Raw genomic sequence first — 15,897 nt, 5'->3', positions numbered from 1 at the left:
AATTATATGAAATGTGGATGAAGTGGTAAAGCCTTCGCCGCAGATCTCTCTGAGAATTCATTCATTTCGCCGGTTCATGTCCGTTAACAAGCGCAGATTTTTCTCTATCAATGCGAACCGCTGTTTCGCGCAATCTAAAGAACGGAGAGGATCTTCAGGGGTATTAAAGGTATAATCCACGAGTTGATCGATGGTCGTGGTGGCTACATGCACCCGCGTATCGCTGGAAGCATAATAGATGAAGACTTCATTCTTTTCGTTTACGACCGCCCCATTGCTAAATACCACATTGCTCACATCGCCAACTCGCTCTTCATCATAGGGGGCGATGAGATACCCTCCCGGTTTTGCGATTACCTTCGCAGGATCATCCAAAGCGGTTGCGAAGGTATACAAAACATATCGCAAACCGGCTGCGGTATTCCGGACTCCGTGAGCGATATGGATCCACCCTTTTTCGGTTTTAATGGGGGCCGGGCCCTCTCCATTTTTTACTTCATTGATGGTGTGATATTTTCGTTCATCAATGACCTTTTCCTCCTCAATGACAGGATGTAAGATATCCCGGCATAACCCAAAGGCAATTCCCCCTCCTGTTCCCGTGGAGATAAAATCATCTTGTGGACGTGTATAGAAAGCATAATGCCCCCGAACAAATTCGGGATGTAAAACCACGTTGCGCTGTTGCGGCGAAGGAGTTTTAATATCAGGCAATCGTTCCCAATGTTTCAGGTCTTTGGTCCTGACCAGTCCGGCTTGGGCGACAGCACTTGAGGTATCGTGGGGTGAGGCCTTTGGGTCTTTTCGTTCGGAGCAATAGATTCCGTAGATCCAGCCGTCTTCATGTTGTACAAGACGCATGTCGTACATGTTGGTCTCATCCTTTATTTTATCTTCCCAAAGGATCGGATAATCCCAAAAACGGAAATTGTCAATGCCCGTGTCACTCTCCGCAATGGCAAAAAAGGATTTACGGTCAACCCCTTCGACACGGACCACCAGATAATATTTCCCATTCAGGTAGATGGCCCCCGGATTAAACGTGGCATTTACACCCAAACGCTCCATAAAATAAGGATTCGTCTCCTTGTTGAGATCATACCGCCAATGGAGGGGGACATGATGGCGTGTTAGAACCGGATACTCATAGCGGTCATAGATTCCATTGTAGAAATCGGTTTTTTTCCTGTTTTTTCGATTTAATAGTTCGTTTTGTTTTTCCAGAAGCTCATAATATTTTTCGTGGATCATCCTTCTCCCACCCTTTCCATCACTTGAAGGCAAAATCTCGAATTATGGTATGGGCATTTCCAGGGATCTACCACAGGTCTTTGTTCAGGCTTACCATCGGCTTCGACGGACCAGAACCATTCCCCGTTTTGCCTTTGATCAATCAAATGATTTTTGATGTACTCCCACAAGTTCTTAGTCAAAACAAGAAATTTCTCATCCTTGGTTCGCTCGTAGGCGTTTAAAAATCCAACGGCCGCTTCCGCCTGAACCCACCAGACCCTCGTAACATCCGTACGGTCTCCTTCTTTTTCATTGGCCAGCGATCCATCTTGTAAAACGGCGTGATCCGAGATGTTATAGGCGATATCGATCACCATTTGTTTATACTCTTCTTTTTCCAAATGAAGAACTTTTAATGCATCATCCATTAACCAGCTCGCTTCAATATCATGCCCGTAGGATTTTAGATCCGTCAGGGAATTCCAATCTTTATCAAAAAAAACTTTCAGGAATTTGGTCTCCTTTTGGAAAATCCGATGATAAAAAATGCCGAGTAAGTTGATGAGCCGATCTTTTACTTCTTCTTCCGGCCAAACCCGATACAGGTTCGTGTATGCTTCCAGAATATGCAGATGGGTGTTTGTGGTAATTTCCGCCAGGAGGCCGTTTTCACTTAATTTTTCATTGGGTACTACTTTCCAGTGACGGCTAAATTCCTCCTTATATGCGTTGCGTTCATGGTGGAATCCTTTTGTCTCGATGAGCCGATACAACCGTACGGCATAATCTAATGCTTCCTGAGCTCCTGTTACAATGTAATATTCACTTAGGGCATAGATTCCGAAAGACTGGGAATACACATGTTTCCGGTCATCGACCGGTCTTCCCCGATAATCTACCATCCAATAAAGGCCACCATACTCATGATCATATATTTTATCGATCAAAAAACGGTAGGCATGATGAGCATAATCGAGGTATTCCGAGTTTCCAGTGACGCGGTACGCTGCCGAGAAACTCCACAACAGGCGGGCTGCGAGAATCGCCCCTTTGTCCGCTAGTTTGTCAACGCTCAGATCATAATGAACCAAACCGTAGAAGCCCCCGTTTTCCTCATCTTTTAGCTTCATCCAAAAAGGCAGGATATGGCCAACCAGTTCCTCCCTGATTTCCTCTTTCATTTTTTGTAGTTTAACCAATGGATAGTCCCCCGCATGTATTAGTTTATCGTTAACTTAATTAAATCGTACTTTACCTTTCCCCTTTTGTCAATATGCCGTATGGGGTTAGATCAAATGGTTGATCCATTTTTGGGTGAGCGTTCTTTTAATGCCGAAAAAAGCTCGTACCAATTCATGGAAGTTCGCCAACGCAAAGACCAGATCTATCGGTGCATGCAGATATGCGGACAGAGCCGCAAGGGGAATGCCCACCAACCACACCCCTAATACATCAAGATAAAGAACGAATTTGGTATCTCCTCCCGCCCTCAAGACGCCGATGTTATTCACCATGTTAAGCATCTTGGCCGTTAGGATCAAAGAGTACACCATGAGGAGGTTGTTTGCCACGCTGGCTACTTCGGCAGAAATGTTGTATAAAGAGATAAATCGTGGTGATATCAACAGAATCCCCACACCCGCGAGCAACGACAGTAGCAAGGTGAGAGCGAGGAATCGCTTTGCATAAAGGTAGGCCATCTCTTTCTTCTGGGCACCGATACTATTCCCCACCATCACCGCGGATGCATCACCAACGCCGATAAAAAGAGCCATAAACACAAAGGTTAATGGATCAATAAGCGTAACGGCAGCGATCTCTTCCGTTCCCATTTGAGCATAAATCCAAAAAAAAGCGGTCTCTCCCAAGGTCCAGAGAATATGATTTAACACCGAAGGCGCCGTGATCGCAAAAAAGCGATGAAACAGGCTATGGTTAAACAGTTCCTTCCACTTAAGGTTTAACGACATTGATATCAATTCATTTTTCCAGAGCAGGAGAAATAACATGAGGCTTTGGGTCAGTCGGGCGACCACCGTTGCAATCGCCGCACCATCGATTCCCAGGGCCTGCATGCCGAAATGGCCGAAAATAAGGACATAATTTAGTGCTGTATTGAGCAAAATCGCAAAAACGCTAATATACATGGGAATTTGAACGATTCCCATCGATTTCAGGATGGCAGAAAAAAGGACGGTAAATGCCGTCAATAAATAGCTGAAGGATAAAATGCGAATAAAACCGGCGGCTAATTGAATCACTTGCCGTTCGTCTGTAAAAAGGCGGATCAGTTGGTGGGGAAAGAGAAAGATGATCGCCGTAAACAGTAAAGAAAATAGAGTAACGATCAGGAAAGTGATCACAAAGACCTTGGAAATCCCAACCTTATCTTTTTGCCCCCAATATTGCGATGAGAAAATCAACGCCCCACTGGCGAAGCCTTGCAAAACAAGGTTCAAGATGGAGGTGATCTTATTGGAGACACCCACCGCTGCAATGCTATCCACACCCAATTGACCTACCATTAATGTATCAATCATGTTGAGACTGGATATGATGAGGGTTTGAACCGTAATGGGGACGGCATATGAAAGCATGGTATGGAAAAAAGCTTTCCGTTCCCTGCTTTTTTCTTCCGCATTCTCTTCCATGGATCGTTTCTCCCCGTGATCTTTTTTCTCTACACATCTACTAACCTTAATCCTGTGTTTCTAATCGGTACAGCATCTCTAATTATATCTTAATCGATAACTTAAAATAAAGAGGGTAAAATGAAAAAAGAAGGGGCATCCCCACGAAAGCCCATAGGGATCGTGACGAGGGGATGCCTAAACGACATCATCTGATTTGAGATCCAACTTTATGCATCGGAGAGTGACACGTCATCCACATACACATTGACCGTACCGGACCCCTCCGTCGGTTCGATTTTAACCCCGATCGACTTCACGTTATCCAACCCCCATGCCGGATCAAGCTGAATCGTTAACGTTTTAAATTCACCGGCATCAACGATGACGAAACCACTGTCGTGCCACTCCCAATTTGGGCCCGTCTTAATATACAGGCGTGCATTTGCCTTTCCGGCCGAGAGCTTTACTTTAGCACTGATCGATTTAACAGCGGATAGATCGATGGCCTCCACCTTTGTAAGCTCAAATCCTGCCGTCTTGGTTACATTAAAACTGGACGTCAGCGAGTAGCTTCCTTTTGCGGCCGCATCGGAAGTGACGGTTGGTGATGTGGCATCGGCTTGATTCACCTCTACGATCCATCCTTCCACACCCGTTTCAAAATCGTACAGCGTTCCCGGCTTTGCGGGCGTACTCCCTGGGCCGGTGCCACCATTAGGTACCCCCCCTGTCCCGTCATTCAATGCTTTAATATCATCAAAGTAAAGGGTGTTACTCTTGGTGGTACCGTCGACCGAATTAATGTAGATGGAAAACTCCTGTACGTTTTTTAGACTTTCCTTATCGATCTGTTTTCCTTGATTTGCCGTATCCCAAGGCGCAACGGAAAATTGGTTAAAGTGAATCTCCACCCACCCCGGTGTAGTGGAAGCGAGCGATGGATAGGCTTCGAAATAGATACCATTGATCTTAAGCTGGATCACCAGTTTCTGTTTGCTTCCATCCGGCACCAGCCAGAATTTCAGTTTGTTATACCCGGACCAGTCTACCCCGCCCAGCGATTTCGTAACCCCTGCATACCCCGAACCCGCCAGTCTGTAATCCACCCTCATGGCATACATCCCGCCACTTTGATGGGATCCATCCAAGGAAACCGATATATCATCTCCTCCCGCCTTCACGAATTTGGTGCGCAACGACGTATCGCTTCCCTGATAAGACTCAAAATCATCCACCAGGGCCGGGTCGGCAGGCGCTTCCACATAAGTGTTCAGCAATTGGATATTGTCAACGTATATCACTCCCTCTCCTTCAAACCCTAAACCATTTCCGACGACAGAGAGGGCCAACCCAGTTGCAGTCTTTAACTTATCCGGATCGTTTAAATCGATGGAAACGGGATATTTGGCATATTCTATCCCATCGATGGTCACTTTCTCCAATTCAGACATTTTTTTCTCCGTTGTCGTCATTCCGTATTTTGTATCCCAATCGGGAGGAAGCATAACGATTCCCCGTAGGCTGGCGTTGGAGTTCTGTGCACCGGCGGAGACAGGAACAAGCACTTCAAATTTCACCCGTTTCACATCGGTCAGCGGAACTAAATCCTGAATTCCTGCAAGTTCCAATTTCAGTTCCTGCCATGTGTCGGAATATACCATGCCGGTTACTGTGATTTTCAACTTGCCGTCGCCGCTAAGCATGGCATACGCCAGGTTCATTTTCATGGAACTTGGATAGGTGCCGTTGTTCAGAATACCGTTAATATCACCGTCAAATGGATATTCCTTCATTAAGATCTCTGGAACTTTGATAAACACCGTCACCGTCTGTTCAAAGAGAATCTTATCTCCGGAATAGGTTTTAACCGTAATTTTTGCCGTCTTACCATTCAACTGAGCAGCCGGAGACCAATCTGCTGTATAATAACCATCTTCATCCAGTCTCATCGTCACTTCGCCATCGGTTCCATCCGCTTCGTAAACAACCTTCGATGGAGTGAAATTCAGCACACGCGCCCGTATTTTAGTCGTAGTCGTTTTAACCGTCGCATCATCCGTTGGCGAAGCGATATGCATGAATGGCTTTTTCTCCACGGTATCTACTTTTTTGGTATAAACTCCACTCACCTCATGAAGGAATCCGGTGTAAGGATCTTTGTAGTACTCAATGAAGTCAGGCAGCAGTTCATGATCACCCCATTCAGGAGCCCCTTTATACGGGACAAAAAGGTTCCCATTTAGATTGAAATTGGCCCACGTTAACATATAGGCAATGCGCTTCGCATCCGGGTCTCCCTTTATGGCATTTAGGAGACGAGTGAACCAATGAAGATCCCCATTACCTGTCGTCTTCATTCCCTGAGGGCTGTAACCAAATTCAGATAGGGTTGCAATCTTACCTTTGGCGTCGGCCAATTTGGAGATCATCGCCAAATCGCTCACCAGATTGTTAAGGAACTGTTCCGTTCCAGGATTTGACTGATTATCGTATTGATCCATCCCGAGAATGTCTACATAATCGTCGCCCGGATATGTGGCCAAGTAATTGGTTTCATCACCTCCAAAAGGACCATTCGGTGAGTAAACGTACAGGAAATTGTGAACGCCTTTCCTATCCCTGAGATACTCAACCGTGTATCGGTAAAGTTCGATGTATTGGCTAGGCGTCGTGGTTTTGGCTCCCCACCAGAACCATCCGCCATTCTGTTCGTGAAAAGGACGGAATAGTACAGGAATCGGACGGCCTTCATCATCTTGTAACTCTTTAGCAAAAAGGGCGATGTTGTCCAAGAAAGCGTTAAACTCATCGTTATATTCTCCGCCGGGAAGGATATTCTCCACCACCGCGCCTGTCGTATCGTTGAAACTTCCCCCTGTTACGAAATTAGGCATGTGAGCGCTGAACGTAAAGATTCCCCCAAGTTTATGAATCGCCTTCACCGAGGCGACCAGATTGGCCCGACTCTGCTCAATATCGCCCGGTACACCAGGTTTTTCTTTTCCTTCGAGGCTTAAGGTATCCCAACCAAATACGGCCGGGAAATCACCCACCGCATTTTTCACATCGGATTCTGGTTGAACCGACCCGGTAAGCGTCATCCCAACATCCGTGGAGTGCTGGTGTCCAAACAATACCTGTTCGCCCCGAATATCTTTTAGATATGCAAACAACGATCTTGTTTCATCGGTCGCTTGCGGGTCAACCAAATCTTCCACCCGTCTCTTACCAATACTTCCTCCGCCGCTAATGTCGTCTCCATTCGGTATGTTTGAGTAGTTTCCGCTTGTCGGTATCGCTTCGCCCTCACGGATAGCGAAACTGCCCTTTTCCATGCCAATACCGTTTAGTGTAACATGGTCGGCTTGAATGACCGCCAACCGGATCGTCCCTTTTCCGCTGACCGTGGATCCTTGAGCAGAACGGTTGGCCGTAAACCTTAAGACTTCCACCCCCTCAGCGATCGTAAGCGCCACCGGTTTGTTTGCTGCAATAGAGGTCACACGGGTTTGGTCATTTAGTTCCAGGCGTGAATCACTGTTCATCACAATATCGCCGATTTGAGTATTCCCTCCTGTGACAACCCGGACTCTGCCGTCAGGACGATTAATGATTATCGATTTAACGTTAGAGTTTTTGAGGATAATCGAATGTTCCCCTCCTCCCGATACAAAGAGTCTGCCGTTAACGTTTACATTTTCCAGTGTAATTTCCCCGTCACCGATGCCTGGCGCGAGATACAAATTTCCGGCAATCGCCGTATCCCTCATTGCCACCCCATCGGAGTTTACCAATACATTACCGCTAAATGTGCTCCCCGAATGTTCTCCTGCCTGAGAATAATATCCGGATAATAATCGGTCAAGGAGAGCAGCAAATTCTCCTCGGGTCATGGGCTCTTTTGGTCGCAATGTCCCATCACCGTAACCGTTTATCATCCCCGACAAGGCATTGATCGCATCCTTGGCGTACCCTGAAATCTGATCGGCATCTTTAAACCGATCTGCGAAAGTGGAACCCTCCGTCGGCTCTAAATGAAAAATCCGTGCCGCCAAAGTTACCGCATCCTCCCGCGTGATCTCCGATTCTGCTTTCGCCCTATTGTTTGGAAATCCTATATAGTAACCGGCTTCTCTGGCAATCGAAAGCTGATCCGCATACCAGGCGTTTGGAGAAACATCGGAGAACTGCCGATCCGATTTTGCGGTAAGCCCAAAAATCATATTGATCACTTTTACAAATTCCCCACGAGTAATGGCCTTGTCCGGCTGAAACGATCCATCCGGATATCCGGTCATTACACCATACCCCCGCCATGTTTCGATACTGTTTTGAGCCCAGTGATCGTCCACATCGATCAACGGAGAAGATATTCCGAGAGATGGAACGGTTCCTTCCATATAAGCATGAGGAATCGTGAAAAATACCAATAACAAAGCAAATACTGTGGATATCCATTTCCTACCACTTCTCATCTTCATCCCCTCCCACAAGTGGTAAGTATCTCTTAAATTGAGACCAATTCTGGAAAAAATAACGTCCCGATCATTGAAACCGCTTTCTAGATTTCGCACAAAAATGCCCCACCGCAACTTCAATACATACCTCCCTTCTTCCATTGTTTATGTCTCCTCACGCCGCCTGAGTCCCCCTTTCTGTTTTAGGTAAAATATTAGCTAAGATAATAAATTAATATAAGCTTATCGTTACGCTTAATTATACGTTGCTTTCTTTTCCTTTGTCAATCTCTTCGAAGACGACACGATCTTCATTCGGCGGCGCCGATTTTTGATAGGTTCCTCCTTCTGCTTTTTTTTTTCAAAAAGGTTTTAGGGTTTTAAGTTTATATAAAGTTATCGATTTATTTTTTTATTGATGGTATAAAGTAAGTTTAATATAATAGCGACATGAAAGTACCGTAGGGGAACGCATGAAGTAAGCGGCCGATTTGGAGATGGCGCTTTGATCTCGCAATCTTATAAGAGTCATTAAAACAGCTGTAACCGTTTCCTCTACAAGGTGAGGAGGATAAAAATGGAATACATTAAAGGATTTACATTCGGTTGGATGAGCAAAAAAGGTGATTTTCTCAAACCGGAGGCAAGGGATTCCCTTCGTCTGTTGAAGGAAAGAACCGCGATAAACACCGTTATTTTTGCATTGGCCGCCCTCCAAGATACCCCCCAATCGACCGAAATCGATTTTTCCGGGGATCATATGGTAAGCGACGAGGAATTAATCGGCATGATTCAATATGCCCGATCCTTGGGTTTACGAACCATCTTAAAGCCCACAGTAAACGTTAGAAACGGGACTTGGCGGGCCCATATCAACTTTTTTGATTTGGATGTTCCGAACGAACCAACATGGGGTGAATGGTTTGAAAGTTATACCAGGTACCAATGCCATTATGCCCTCATTGCAGAAGGGACCCATTGTGAGATGTTGATTGTGGGCTGCGAGATGGTGCAAGCCGAACGCCGGGAACAAGAGTGGAGAAGGTTGATCGAGGAGGTTAGAAAAAATTATCGTGGACTGATCTCATACAACACGGATAAATATCAAGAGGATCACGTGAAGTGGTGGGATGCCGTTGATGTGATCTCTTCAAGCGGATATTATCCTATGGAGGACTGGGATAACCAGTTAGAGCGAATCGAGAAGGTTATCCTGACCTATAACAAACCTTTCTTTTTCGCGGAAGCCGGATGCATGAGCCGAACCGGTTCATCCTCCATTCCCAATGACTGGAGTATAAAAGGAAAAGTAAATTTAGAGGAACAAGCCCAGTATTATAAAGTGATGTTTGAAAAAACGAGATCAAAAGAGTGGGTAAAGGGATTCGCCTTGTGGGATTGGAGCGCGTTATTATATGACGAGGAAGAAGCTGCTTGTGATGGCGGGTATGGTGTTTATGGCAAACCGGCGGAAAAAGTGATTAAAGATTTTTATTCTTCATATTCCCTGCCCCTCAAATCAACTCCGTCCACGGATGTTTAGAGGAAAAACCTAAGGATAACATATACTTGATGAGTGCTACCTACTCCTCTTTCGTAAAACCGGTGGTCTCATTCACCCAAAACTCGTGTCCAATGCCTTGCACGTGGGTCTCCTGGAGCGCTTTGGAAGCTCGGTTCGCAACAATCACTTGGTCCTTAGCTTCGGAGAAGATCTTTTTCAGGAGAGCACGCACTTCACAATCTGCAATATCTTCTTCTTTGATCAATTGATTTTTTCAGGACGAGGCAAGGCTGCCAAAATCGCACCTAACACCACACACACCGCACCAATCATCTGCGCCAAGGTTAAATATTCACCGAGGAACACGTAAGCTAAACCTACAGTCATCACCGGCTCTAAAGTACTTACAATTGAGGCTGTAGTCGGTCCGACTTTCTGAAGTCCCCAAAAAAAGGTTATGATCGCTATTATGGTCGAAAAAACGGCAATCCCCAAAATGCCCAGCCATGTTGAGGCCGAGATGTTCCAAGTGAAACCCTGGATTAAACCCGATAACCCATAAGTTAGAGAAGCTGCAGTGGAGATGACTGCCGAACTTAGCAACGGGCTAACGGAATTTAACACGTGATTGCTTACCAAAATATACACCGCATATACCGCAGCCGAACCAAGTGCCAACAAGATACCAAGTAGGTTAAGCCCCTCCATGGTCAATCCTAATACAAGAATCAATCCCAGAGTTGAAAAGAATAAACCGATGATTTTAATAATGGATCGTTTTTCTTGCTTACTTGCTAATGCCAACAGCGTGACCAGAATCGGATATACATATAAAAGAAGAGCGGCCATCGAAGTCGGAATAAGTTTAACCGCTGAAAGATATAGCCCTGCCTGACCGGCATAGCCTATTCCCCCGAGCAACCAAAGGGCGAATAGATTGCGTTTTGTTAAATGCGTGAAGCCTTCCCGCCAGATCAATAAAGCCCAAAAGGCTAACGCCCCAATCGCAAAACGAAAAAACAATACGGTTGCCAGACTTGCTCCGCCCGCAAAAACGATCTTTCCGAAAATGGGATAAAGTGCAAATCCCAAGGTGGAAATGAGAATGGCAATTACTCCTTCACCATATCTACTGTCCCTCATATTTCTCATTTTGCTATCCCCTATTTTATTTGCCCAAAAGTTTACCGCAAAAGGATCGAACGCGTCAATTTGGTATAAATTTGTAGACATATCCTCTATGCCCTCTGGTATAATTTATAAAAGACTATCTTGATAGAATTGAGGGGCAGGACATGAGGACAGAGCTTGCAACATTTGCCGGAGGATGTTTTTGGTGTATGGTAACTCCATTTGATCAATTGCCGGGAATCATAAAAGTGGTTTCCGGATATACCGGTGGTCATGTGGAGAATCCGACCTATGAACAGGTCAAATCCCAAACTACGGGTCATTTCGAGGCGGTCCAGATTACCTTTGATCCTGAGCAATTCCCTTATAAAAAACTATTAGAAATCTTCTGGTCCCAAATCGACCCAACAGATGACGGGGGACAATTTCACGATCGCGGTTCCTCTTACCGTACCGCTATCTTTTATCATACGGAAGAACAACGTCGGTTAGCGGAAGAGAGCAAAAAAGAGATTGAACAGAGCGGTAGGTTTGATAAACCGATTGTTACTTCCATACTTCCGGCTTCAACCTTTTATCCCGCAGAAGAGTACCACCAGGATTATTATAAAAAGAATCCCGAGCATTATAAGGAAGACCGCAAGAAATCAGGCCGGGATGAATTTATTGAAAAATACTGGAAGAAAAGGAGGGATTAAACATCTATCCCTCGATTGCTTCATTTATTTTGTTTAAAGTTGGAAAATAAATTCTCGAGCCAAATGAGACGGCGATCACACCTTAATCCGGTCGGTTTTCAGCCAAATTTAGACCCTTAACGAGCCACGGAACCCCCTGGAAGCATAGTAGGATTCTGCTCCATTGTGGTACACAAAAACGGTGTCGTAACGGCGATCACCAAAAATAGCCCCGCCTAGTCTTCTAATATTCTCGGGTGTTTTCACCCAGCTCGATGTTTTCGTATCGAAATTTCCGAGTTTCTGCAGCTCCCGGTATTGTTCTTCCGTTAAAAGTTCAATGCCCATGGCGTAAGCCATGTCAACTGCGTTATTTTCCGGTTTATGTTCTTTCCTTGACTCCAGCGCTTCGCGGTCATAACAAACGCTTCTGCGGCCTTTAGGACTTTCCGCCGAACAATCAAAAAAAATATATTCGTCCGTCTCTTTATCATAACCGACCACATCCGGTTCACCGCCTGTTCTCTCCATTTCATTGAGCGACCACAGTTTTTCAGGATTCGCTTCGAGCTTTGCCTGTACTTTAGCCCATTCTAGGCCCTCATGGCGGTTCATGTTCTTCTCAAAACGGGCTTTCAATGTTTCAAGTAGTTTTTCGCGTTGTTCGGGGGACAACTCTTTTTTATTCCTGATCTCATTATTCCTTGTCATGTGATGTTCTCCTTTATTGTTTTTCTTATTAAATAATGATAAAAAGTTTTCACTTACCTATGGATTCTATATGTTCAACCTTCCTTCAGATGTAATAAATGTTGATCATCCTTTCTTTCATTTGAATTACTCTTCATTCATTATACAATTTATGGATTGTGGATTAAACCGTTCAATCAAGATTCGTTACAACGGGGGTGGATTAAAAAAAGTGGAAACTCCGGCATTCTAACCGCCGGAGTTTATCAGGTCGTCAAGGACTTTTTTCCTACTTATCTTCCCTTAACAAATACTCATTCCCATCTTGGTCTTTAAATGTAAACATTGTGCCAAATGGCATCTTCATCATTTCCCCTACTTCTACTCCATTACGTTTCATTTTCTCATACGCCGATTCAATGTCCGTCGTGCTGAAAAGAATGGACGGATGTGCAACTTTAGATGGATTCTGTTGTTGCATCACTGACTTAGAGTAAAGAACCAGGGTGGTAAATTCGTCTTCACTTGGTCCGACTTCGATCCAAGAAAAGTTCGGTCCCATAGGTTGCTCCATTTTCAAAACAAAGCCGATTTTATTGATCCAAAAGTCTTTCGCTTGTTGTTGGTCATTTACATATACGGTTACTTTCCCGATTTTGTTAATCATCATTAAGTCCCTTTCCTTTTGCATTGTTCGATGATTATATCAAAGCAAAATGACGAAAACAAATTGGACTTACCCACGGTCTGATATACATAAGCCTTTTTTCGATGGAATGATCCTACCGGCTACTGCAATAAGCGTAACCACACGGTTCCATCATGATTGATTACATCATAATCCGCCCATAACAAGCATAAAGAAATTAAAATCAAGGGGCTTCATCACTTACCCCCTTCAATTTTAACAACACACAGCACTCCACATGCGTTGAGTTTACAGTGTTGAACAAATACGATGTGTCGCCCTCCGCCTTTTAGGACTTAACAATAATAAAAGTTGACTAAATATATACGTAAGCGTCAAATAAGACCCACCTACAATCTTCACCGCCTTCATGAGATAATCCTCCACGACGACCCTAACCATCGAACAACTTCAAAACCAAATAGAGGCACAGAAGCAGCAAATTGCACTTCAAAATCAACAAATCGCTGAACTAACGTTAAAGCTGAAATGGTATGAGGAGAGACTTCTCCTAAACCAGAAAAAGCGGTTTGGCTCATCCAGCGAGAAAATGAATGAGGGATCGCTTACACTTCCCCTCTTTTACGAAGCGGAAGAGACCGCCGATCCCGCTGCCGAAGAGCCGACGATTGAAACGATTACCTACAGCCGTCATAAACAAAGTGGAAAGCACGAGAAAGAGCTGAAAGACCTGCCGGTAGAAGTGATCGATTACCTCTTACCTGAGAACGAACAAACCTGTTCTTCCTGTGTGAATCCCCTGCATGAAATGAGCGTAGAGGTCCGGCAAGAGTTAAAGGTCATTCCTGCTCAAGTGAAGGTTGTAAAGCATGTCCGGCACGTTTATACCTGCCGCCACTCAAGATCACCATGAAGCGCACACCCCCATCGTCACGGCACCCATGCCTACGCCAGTATTTCCAGGGAGCTTAGCTTCTCCCTCTGCGCTTAGCTACGTGATGACCCAAAAATATGTGTATGCCCAGCCGCTTTACCAGTCCCACTTTTGGATTTGTCCTGCTTTCCTCGCTGTCCCGCCGGTAGATGTAATACAGTCTGTTTATTTAAACTGTTTTTCGATATTTCGCCCGCCGTACATGATACGGATTATTGCAACTGTTTCCTTATCTTCAACGGGCAAATAAAACACCAGGTAGTTATCAACCGGCAAAACCCGAAGCCCCTTGCCGCGCCACGGTTCTTTTTCATACAAGCGGCAGCGGAAAAGCATTTCATTTAGTTTTGCCGCAGCTTCCATAATCCGTTTCGTCTGCCTCTTTGCAATTTCAGGCTCAAGCAGCGAGAAAGCGATGTATTCGTAAATCCCGCGCAGGTCGTTTTCCGCCTGTTCGGTATAAATCACTTTCCAAGCGCTCATAGCCTGTAATCCTTGCTCATCCTGTCAAAAACTTTTTCCGCCGGGACAACCTTTCCGCCATTTAAATCAGCCAAGCCTTTCTCAATTTCCGCGTTAAACTGTTCCTCGCTGAGCTCTTCAACCGACAGCGGCTTGTTTTGAGGAAGCTTCATTTCAAACGGGATTCCTTGCTGAAGCACAACCTGGCGCAGAAAAAGCCCGATTGCGTTGGACATCGGAATGCCAAGCTGCTCAAGCACCTTTTCGGCCTGCTCCTTAATTTCAGGCTCAACGCGGGCAAATATATTAGCGGTTCTTGCCATTTCAAAACGCCTCCTTCTGCATATATATTATACCTAATTGTATTTCAATGTGCGAGCGTTTCGCAAATTTATATAAACAACAGCCCTCTTTCATCATAAACCGAGTCGCCATTTTCTCCGCTATGATGCAGTGCGGTAAGCGTCAAATAAAACCCACCTACAATCTTCACCGCCTTCGTGAGATAATCCTCCAAAAAGAATAGAATGGAGGCTTTTTCATGACGAAACTCACTTTACGTGAAGAATGGGAAGCTCGGGTGGCTGACTTTAGGGCAAGTGGGAAGACAGCGAAAGCATGGTGTGACGAACATCAATTAAAGCTACATCAGTTATGGTACTGGGTTCGAAAGATTGAATCCACCAGACTGTCTAAATCAAGTGGGAAAGCCTTGTCTCCTCAATGGGTTCGCCTCCCAATGGAAGGTCCATCATCCCATGATGCCTTGACTTTAAAAGTGGGAAATGTCGCCCTCGAGGTAAGGCCCGGAATTGATCTTGCCTTCCTCGCCGATGTAATCAAGGTGCTGAAGGCGTTATGATCCCAGACGTGAGTGCGGCACAGGTTTATCTTGCCTTGGGCAGTACCGATATGCGTAAATCGATCGATGGACTCGCTGTACTTGTGAAAGAGAGTTTTCGGCTTGATCCTTTCTCCAATGCCCTCTTTGTTTTCTGTAATCGGAAACGGGACAAACTAAAGATCCTCTATTGGGAAAACAATGGTTTTTGGCTCTATTACCGGCGCCTTGAACGGGGGAGGTTTCAATGGCCGGATCACGTGACAGACCAAACGATGCATGTGACGAAGCGTCAGTTGCGCTGGCTGCTCGATGGGCTTTCCCTTGACCAAAAACAGGCGCATCCCCCGGTTACGGCGCGTACCATCCTTTAAATCCCGGGAGAATTTTTTCTTTTCTTTCGCTATTAAAAGGGTTTAAGGGGGGAATGTCGAATAAAGAAAGTATGGACAAAACGACGACCCTAACCATCGAACAACTTCAAAATCAAATAGAAGAACAGAATCAGCAAATTGCACTTCAAAATCAGCAAATTGCTGAACTAACGTTAAAGCTGAAATGGTATGAGGAGAGACTTCTCCTAAACCAGAAAAAGCGGTTTGGCTCATCCAGCGAGAAAACGGATGAGGCTCAACTAACACTTCCCCTCTTTAACGAAGCGGAAGAAACCGCCGATCCTGCTGCCG

16 protein-coding genes (1 of these 16 only partly in view) are annotated in these 15,897 nt (G+C 45.2%); 6 read left to right on the top strand and 10 right to left on the bottom strand.

Annotated features, from left to right (window positions below):
* Window positions 1–57 precede the first annotated feature (57 nt).
* The 4 genes from THEAE_RS0100295 to THEAE_RS0100280 all read right to left on the bottom strand — a co-directional run bounded on the left by THEAE_RS0100295 (window position 58) and on the right by THEAE_RS0100280 (window position 8,341).
* Window positions 58–1,251: a glycoside hydrolase family 130 protein gene (locus THEAE_RS0100295; protein WP_028986171.1), complete on the bottom strand. Its 1,194-nt coding sequence runs from the start codon at window positions 1,249–1,251 to the stop codon at window positions 58–60.
* Window positions 1,248–2,414, bottom strand: coding sequence for an AGE family epimerase/isomerase (locus THEAE_RS0100290; protein WP_039944594.1), 1,167 nt, complete (start codon window positions 2,412–2,414; stop codon window positions 1,248–1,250). The genes THEAE_RS0100295 and THEAE_RS0100290 overlap by 4 nt, the downstream gene beginning before the upstream one ends.
* A 105-nt stretch (window positions 2,415–2,519) precedes the next feature.
* Window positions 2,520–3,884 (bottom strand): MATE family efflux transporter, encoded by a 1,365-nt coding sequence (locus tag THEAE_RS0100285; RefSeq protein WP_005586395.1) that lies wholly within the window; start codon window positions 3,882–3,884, stop codon window positions 2,520–2,522.
* Window positions 3,885–4,093: 209 nt separating this feature from the next.
* Window positions 4,094–8,341 (bottom strand): glycosyl hydrolase, encoded by a 4,248-nt coding sequence (locus THEAE_RS0100280; protein WP_211233455.1) that lies wholly within the window; start codon window positions 8,339–8,341, stop codon window positions 4,094–4,096.
* Between the two features lie 559 nt (window positions 8,342–8,900).
* Here THEAE_RS0100280 and THEAE_RS0100275 point away from each other — a divergent pair.
* A complete protein-coding gene (locus THEAE_RS0100275) occupies window positions 8,901–9,866 on the top strand; it encodes a glycoside hydrolase family 113 (protein ID WP_005586392.1) in 966 nt (321 codons plus the stop codon).
* Between the two features lie 40 nt (window positions 9,867–9,906).
* Here the strand turns inward: THEAE_RS0100275 and THEAE_RS0100270 are convergent, their stop codons facing one another.
* Together THEAE_RS0100270 and THEAE_RS0100265 are read right to left on the bottom strand one after the other, a co-directional pair.
* The gene (locus THEAE_RS0100270) at window positions 9,907–10,092 is read right to left on the bottom strand and encodes a hypothetical protein (RefSeq protein ID WP_005586390.1); all 186 of its coding nucleotides are present in this window, start codon (window positions 10,090–10,092) and stop codon (window positions 9,907–9,909) included.
* Window positions 10,089–11,060, bottom strand: coding sequence for a DMT family transporter (locus tag THEAE_RS0100265; protein ID WP_211233454.1), 972 nt, complete (start codon window positions 11,058–11,060; stop codon window positions 10,089–10,091). The genes THEAE_RS0100270 and THEAE_RS0100265 overlap by 4 nt, the downstream gene beginning before the upstream one ends.
* A 62-nt stretch (window positions 11,061–11,122) precedes the next feature.
* Here THEAE_RS0100265 and msrA point away from each other — a divergent pair, with 62 nt between their 5' ends.
* Entirely contained in the window at window positions 11,123–11,656 is a 534-nt protein-coding gene (gene msrA / locus THEAE_RS0100260; RefSeq protein ID WP_039944151.1) for a peptide-methionine (S)-S-oxide reductase MsrA, read from the top strand.
* A 108-nt stretch (window positions 11,657–11,764) separates the two neighbouring features.
* Here the strand turns inward: msrA and THEAE_RS0100255 are convergent, their stop codons facing one another.
* Entirely contained in the window at window positions 11,765–12,346 is a 582-nt protein-coding gene (locus THEAE_RS0100255) for a DUF4256 domain-containing protein (protein WP_028986166.1), read from the bottom strand.
* A 268-nt stretch (window positions 12,347–12,614) separates the two neighbouring features.
* The gene (locus tag THEAE_RS0100250) at window positions 12,615–12,992 is read right to left on the bottom strand and encodes a VOC family protein (protein WP_028986165.1); all 378 of its coding nucleotides are present in this window, start codon (window positions 12,990–12,992) and stop codon (window positions 12,615–12,617) included.
* 421 nt (window positions 12,993–13,413) lie between these two features.
* Here THEAE_RS0100250 and THEAE_RS19495 point away from each other — a divergent pair, with 421 nt between their 5' ends.
* Complete coding sequence (locus THEAE_RS19495) at window positions 13,414–13,887, top strand: IS66 family transposase zinc-finger binding domain-containing protein (protein WP_425426411.1); 474 nt, start codon at window positions 13,414–13,416, stop codon at window positions 13,885–13,887.
* 186 nt (window positions 13,888–14,073) lie between these two features.
* Here the strand turns inward: THEAE_RS19495 and THEAE_RS0100240 are convergent, their stop codons facing one another.
* Both THEAE_RS0100240 and THEAE_RS0100235 read right to left on the bottom strand, forming a co-directional pair.
* Complete coding sequence (locus THEAE_RS0100240; protein WP_005585229.1) at window positions 14,074–14,391, bottom strand: type II toxin-antitoxin system RelE/ParE family toxin; 318 nt, start codon at window positions 14,389–14,391, stop codon at window positions 14,074–14,076.
* Window positions 14,388–14,693, bottom strand: coding sequence for a type II toxin-antitoxin system RelB/DinJ family antitoxin (locus THEAE_RS0100235; RefSeq protein WP_005585230.1), 306 nt, complete (start codon window positions 14,691–14,693; stop codon window positions 14,388–14,390). The genes THEAE_RS0100240 and THEAE_RS0100235 overlap by 4 nt, the downstream gene beginning before the upstream one ends.
* A gap of 218 nt (window positions 14,694–14,911) precedes the next feature.
* Here THEAE_RS0100235 and tnpA point away from each other — a divergent pair, with 218 nt between their 5' ends.
* The 3 genes from tnpA to tnpC all read left to right on the top strand — a co-directional run.
* Window positions 14,912–15,232, top strand: a complete 321-nt coding sequence (gene tnpA, locus THEAE_RS0100230; protein WP_028986164.1) for an IS66 family insertion sequence element accessory protein TnpA — start codon at window positions 14,912–14,914, stop codon at window positions 15,230–15,232.
* On the top strand, window positions 15,229–15,585 hold the full coding sequence (tnpB, locus tag THEAE_RS0100225) for an IS66 family insertion sequence element accessory protein TnpB (RefSeq protein ID WP_028986163.1): 357 nt from the start codon (window positions 15,229–15,231) through the stop codon (window positions 15,583–15,585). The genes tnpA and tnpB overlap by 4 nt, the downstream gene beginning before the upstream one ends.
* Before the next feature lie 71 nt (window positions 15,586–15,656).
* Window positions 15,657–15,897, top strand: the start of a protein-coding gene (tnpC, locus tag THEAE_RS0100220) for an IS66 family transposase (RefSeq protein ID WP_039944592.1). 1,352 nt of this gene lie beyond the right edge of the window; only the first 241 of its 1,593 coding nucleotides appear in the window; its start codon is at window positions 15,657–15,659; its stop codon lies beyond the right edge, outside the window.

Origin of the sequence: Thermicanus aegyptius DSM 12793 (assembly GCF_000510645.1) — a bacterium.
Lineage (GTDB): Bacteria > Bacillota > Bacilli > Thermicanales > Thermicanaceae > Thermicanus > Thermicanus aegyptius.
Note: the sequence above shows the minus strand (reverse complement) of the source record. Positions and strands in the feature narration are given on the sequence as shown.

What these genes read in the sequence shown, in the direction of transcription:
- tnpA (WP_028986164.1), top strand. Translation starts at nt 14,912, where the DNA reads ATGACGAAACTCACTTTACGTGAAGAATGGGAAGCTCGGGTGGCTGAC.
- THEAE_RS0100240 (WP_005585229.1), bottom strand. Translation starts at nt 14,391, where the DNA reads ATGAGCGCTTGGAAAGTGATTTATACCGAACAGGCGGAAAACGACCTG.
- tnpB (WP_028986163.1), top strand. Translation starts at nt 15,229, where the DNA reads ATGATCCCAGACGTGAGTGCGGCACAGGTTTATCTTGCCTTGGGCAGT.
- THEAE_RS0100290 (WP_039944594.1), bottom strand. Translation starts at nt 2,414, where the DNA reads ATGAAAGAGGAAATCAGGGAGGAACTGGTTGGCCATATCCTGCCTTTT.
- msrA (WP_039944151.1), top strand. Translation starts at nt 11,123, where the DNA reads ATGAGGACAGAGCTTGCAACATTTGCCGGAGGATGTTTTTGGTGTATG.
- THEAE_RS0100255 (WP_028986166.1), bottom strand. Translation starts at nt 12,346, where the DNA reads ATGACAAGGAATAATGAGATCAGGAATAAAAAAGAGTTGTCCCCCGAA.
- THEAE_RS0100285 (WP_005586395.1), bottom strand. Translation starts at nt 3,884, where the DNA reads ATGGAAGAGAATGCGGAAGAAAAAAGCAGGGAACGGAAAGCTTTTTTC.
- THEAE_RS0100295 (WP_028986171.1), bottom strand. Translation starts at nt 1,251, where the DNA reads ATGATCCACGAAAAATATTATGAGCTTCTGGAAAAACAAAACGAACTA.
- THEAE_RS0100275 (WP_005586392.1), top strand. Translation starts at nt 8,901, where the DNA reads ATGGAATACATTAAAGGATTTACATTCGGTTGGATGAGCAAAAAAGGT.
- THEAE_RS0100280 (WP_211233455.1), bottom strand. Translation starts at nt 8,341, where the DNA reads ATGAGAAGTGGTAGGAAATGGATATCCACAGTATTTGCTTTGTTATTG.
- THEAE_RS0100235 (WP_005585230.1), bottom strand. Translation starts at nt 14,693, where the DNA reads ATGGCAAGAACCGCTAATATATTTGCCCGCGTTGAGCCTGAAATTAAG.
- THEAE_RS0100265 (WP_211233454.1), bottom strand. Translation starts at nt 11,060, where the DNA reads ATGTCTACAAATTTATACCAAATTGACGCGTTCGATCCTTTTGCGGTA.
- THEAE_RS0100250 (WP_028986165.1), bottom strand. Translation starts at nt 12,992, where the DNA reads ATGATTAACAAAATCGGGAAAGTAACCGTATATGTAAATGACCAACAA.